The organism is Moorena sp. SIO3I6 (assembly GCF_010672095.1).
Genome location: NZ_JAAHHU010000445.1, coordinates 1 through 3,475, shown reverse-complemented (window position 1 = coordinate 3,475; position 3,475 = coordinate 1). Strand labels below are relative to the sequence as shown.

Here is a 3,475-nt window from a genome sequence, read left to right as displayed (position 1 = left end):
CTTTTTAGCTATCAAAATCTACTTTGCCGATTTTAGCCCACTAATGCAAGCTGCTTAAGCAGCCAGGGGGTATCTCCCAAGGCCAAGATAGGTTTTGTTCCGCTCAAGGCGCAATTATCTGTGTTTAATAGAAAACGCAACCACTATCATGGTTTGCTTTGGTTTTCGGCTTCAATTCAAGGAACCAGAATGTTTTCAATGACACTAGAAAACTAATCATTGTATAACCTATTTTTGGAGATACTGCAAGATATTTGGAGAAAATCGTCAACAGTGGCTAGCCTTCGAGTTTGTTTGGGTTGCTGGCAGCACTTGGTGTCTTTTTTTTAGTATCGGAGTGGGATGTTAGCGATCGCGTTTTTGATGTGGTTTAAGTTATGTTAATCTTTGACATAATCCTGAGTTCGTCAGTTCCTGAGTCCTGAATAAGGCAATATAGCGCTACGGGCAAGGCAAGAGGCAAAAGGCATGCATGCAAAAGTTTACTACAACAGCGCAGGTGCGCTTTCCGTATTAAGAATTAAATTCGCCACGGGTCGCACCTTTTTCAACTTGTATCAATGTGCTAACCTTAATCCGTAGTGCTATAAATTTTCATTCGTTGTAGCGATTAGCGATTACCGATTAGCGATTAGCGATCACCCAAGACCTGATCAGATTATTCACCTGTTCTGGTATCTCATCATGGGGACAGTGTCCTGCTTGTAGATAATATTCCGTTAACTGAGGATAATATTCCCTAAACTTTGCTCCCCGTTCTCTGCTCTTGATCCAAGGATCTCCTTCTCCCCATAGCATCAATAATGGACAAGTCATCTGTTCCAACAACACATCGACTTTTTCCCCTTGGGGTGACTTGAAGACGGAGGCAAATACCTGAGCAGCACCAGGATCACAAGACGGGCGATAAATCTCGTCTACTAACTGTTCCGTTACTGCATCCTGGTCAAGATAAACCTTCTGGAGGGTTTTGCGAATGATTGACGGTCGCCGCAGGTACTGGAATAACAGGAAACTAGCCCAAGGTTGTAGAAAAATTGATTTGGTTACCTGATTGAGAACTTTTTTAACAGGATTGACCTTAGTGGCAGATTGAGTATCACTAAACGGTCCAGCACTATTGAGCAATACTAAACCTACGGCGGAGCTAGGACGCTGTGCCGCCACACACAAAGCTGCATAACCCCCCAAGGAGTTTCCAGCTAAGACTACTGGTTGACCAATCACCTCTGTAATAAAATCATCCAACTGGTCTCGCCACAAATTGCCACTGTACTCCCCATCTGGTTTAGCAGAACGTCCAAACCCCAACAAGTCAATCGCCCAAACTTCAAAATCCTGACTCAATTGAGCAATGTTTTTGCGCCAGTGGTCTGTAGATGCCCCAAATCCGTGAATTAGTAGTAAGGGTGGGTATCCTGATGGCTTCTGTCCAGCCTGTACATAATATATAGATTCCCCCCGCCACTGCCAGTAAGTTCCAGGGATGGGAGTATTAGAAGGGGTAGCAATTACCTGGGTAGTCACGGTAAAATATTAAGTAATGTTAACTTTTTGATCATAGCGCTCCCTGCCACCTGTCTGATGTTAGACTAATGGCAGTATATAATGGAGAGTTTGTGTAAACACCTAAAATAGAGAGGGACAAGCTTTGTCAGTCGAAACCATTGAGAAGCGTTCAACAGTTCGTAAACACGCGCCTCGCTATCGCGTATTGCTCCATAATGATGACTTCAATTCTATGGAGTATGTGGTTAAAACCTTGATGGAAACTGTGACGAGTCTGACTCAACCTCAAGCAGTCAATATTATGATGGAAGCCCATACATCCGGGCTGGCATTGGTGATTACCTGTGCTCAAGAGCATGCTGAGTTTTATTGCGAAACCCTGAAAAACCGGGGTCTGAGTAGTACAATTGAACCTGACGAATAACGGGCAATAGGAGAAATTCTTCCCTTTCCAAATCTTGAAATTATAAAACGTTTTACACCCAGGCTGGCTAGATTATCCCTATACCCAGCACCATTCAGGTTGGGGATGTTTATACTAGCTTTGCTGTTGCTTTGGTTACCCATAGCAGCACCAATATACTTAATTGGTAGAGACCCAAACTCAGTGACAATCCTGACTATGGGGCTAATGTTCGGGGTATTTCTGTACTTAGTCCGAGTTTGGGGAAGGAAGGTTTATCGCGAACCAGGACTGTTAAAAAAATATGGTTTGCGGCTAACAGCCCAAAACGCTCTTGAGTTAATCAGAGGACTAGGTCTAGGTCTGTTAATGACTCTTAGTCTGTTTGGATTACAAGGGTGGCTGGGTTGGGTAGCATTCCAAACCCCTGCACTGCCATGGTCACGGCTGATTGTAGAGGGATTAATCAGTGCTTTGGCCATAGGCTTCGCTGAAGAATTGGTGTTTCGGGGTTGGTTGCTTGATGAGTTGCAACGGGATTATAGTTTTAGGACATCACAGTGGATTGGTGCGATCGCATTTGCGCTGCTGCATTTCCTTAAACCAATTCCAGAGATGATTCGCGGCTTACCGAGATTTCCCAGTTTATTGCTGCTAGGGTTAATCTTGATTTGGGCCAAGGGATCAACTCAAGGACGGCTAGGTTTATCGATTGGTCTCCATGCTGGCTTAGTTTGGGGTTATTATATTATTGATGTTGGGCAATTAGTAGTCTATTCGGGCAAGGTTGCTCCCTGGATTACTGGCATTAATCGCGATCCTACTGCTGGGATAATGGGATTGCTATTTCTTGGTTTGGTTGCTTGGTGGATGAAGCGCAATCATAACAGTGATTAGTGATATAAGGGAACAGGGAACAGGGAACAGGGAACAGGGAACAGGGAACAGGGAACAGGGAATCGGGAATCGGGAATCGGGAATCGGGAATCGGGAATCGGGAATAGAGAAGAGGTAGCAGGGCAAAAATTATGTGTACCTCATTAGTATAAAAAAAGCTATAATTGGTGATTAGTAATTATTAATGATTGCTATTGAGAGTCTAACTTGATGATAGTTTAAAAGTCTAAATAGTAAGAGGTGCGACCCGTGGCGAATTTAATTCTTAATAGGTAAAGCGCACCTAAGCAAATTCTGGGCGGTATTTGGCAACTCCTGAAATCCCTTCAACGGCGCAGTGATCAAGTACAAAAATCATAAATGCCTCGTCCGGAATAGTTTTATCTTCGCGCTTATTCACTACTTAACCTTATATACCAATCCGTGTAGGAATTGTGAGAATTTTTGTTCCCTTTTCCCTACTCTCTGTTCCCTGTTCCCTGTTCCCTGTTCCCTTTTCCCTTTGGTATAGCAAAAATCCCTTGCCTTGTGTACCTCCCCTATGATGGAAGCAAAAGAATTCGGAGCATAGGAGATAGTAGGTGAGTTTGGCAAGAATTTGGGCGATCGCAGCTAATGGTTTTCGGGAAGTGATACGCGATCGCGTTTTATATCTGATCGGCTTTT

Annotated in this window: 5 protein-coding genes; 2 read left to right on the top strand and 3 right to left on the bottom strand. The window is 43.8% G+C overall.

Features of this window, described 5'->3' with window-relative positions; all coding sequences use genetic code 11:
• Window positions 1-624 precede the first annotated feature (624 nt).
• Entirely contained in the window at window positions 625-1,527 is a 903-nt protein-coding gene (locus F6K49_RS37660; protein WP_293105247.1) for an alpha/beta fold hydrolase, read from the bottom strand.
• Between the two features lie 124 nt (window positions 1,528-1,651).
• Here F6K49_RS37660 and clpS point away from each other — a divergent pair, with 124 nt between their 5' ends.
• Together clpS and F6K49_RS37650 are read left to right on the top strand one after the other, a co-directional pair.
• Window positions 1,652-1,933, top strand: a complete 282-nt coding sequence (gene clpS / locus F6K49_RS37655) for an ATP-dependent Clp protease adapter ClpS (RefSeq protein ID WP_293070781.1) — start codon at window positions 1,652-1,654, stop codon at window positions 1,931-1,933.
• A gap of 105 nt (window positions 1,934-2,038) precedes the next feature.
• The gene (locus tag F6K49_RS37650) at window positions 2,039-2,809 is read left to right on the top strand and encodes a type II CAAX endopeptidase family protein (protein WP_293044284.1); all 771 of its coding nucleotides are present in this window, start codon (window positions 2,039-2,041) and stop codon (window positions 2,807-2,809) included.
• Here F6K49_RS37650 and F6K49_RS37645 read toward each other — a convergent pair.
• A complete protein-coding gene (locus F6K49_RS37645; protein ID WP_293023724.1) occupies window positions 2,756-2,935 on the bottom strand; it encodes a hypothetical protein in 180 nt (59 codons plus the stop codon). The genes F6K49_RS37650 and F6K49_RS37645 overlap by 54 nt on opposite strands.
• A 283-nt stretch (window positions 2,936-3,218) precedes the next feature.
• On the bottom strand, window positions 3,219-3,475 hold a 257-nt coding region (locus tag F6K49_RS37640), incomplete at its 5' end, for a hypothetical protein (RefSeq protein ID WP_293105243.1).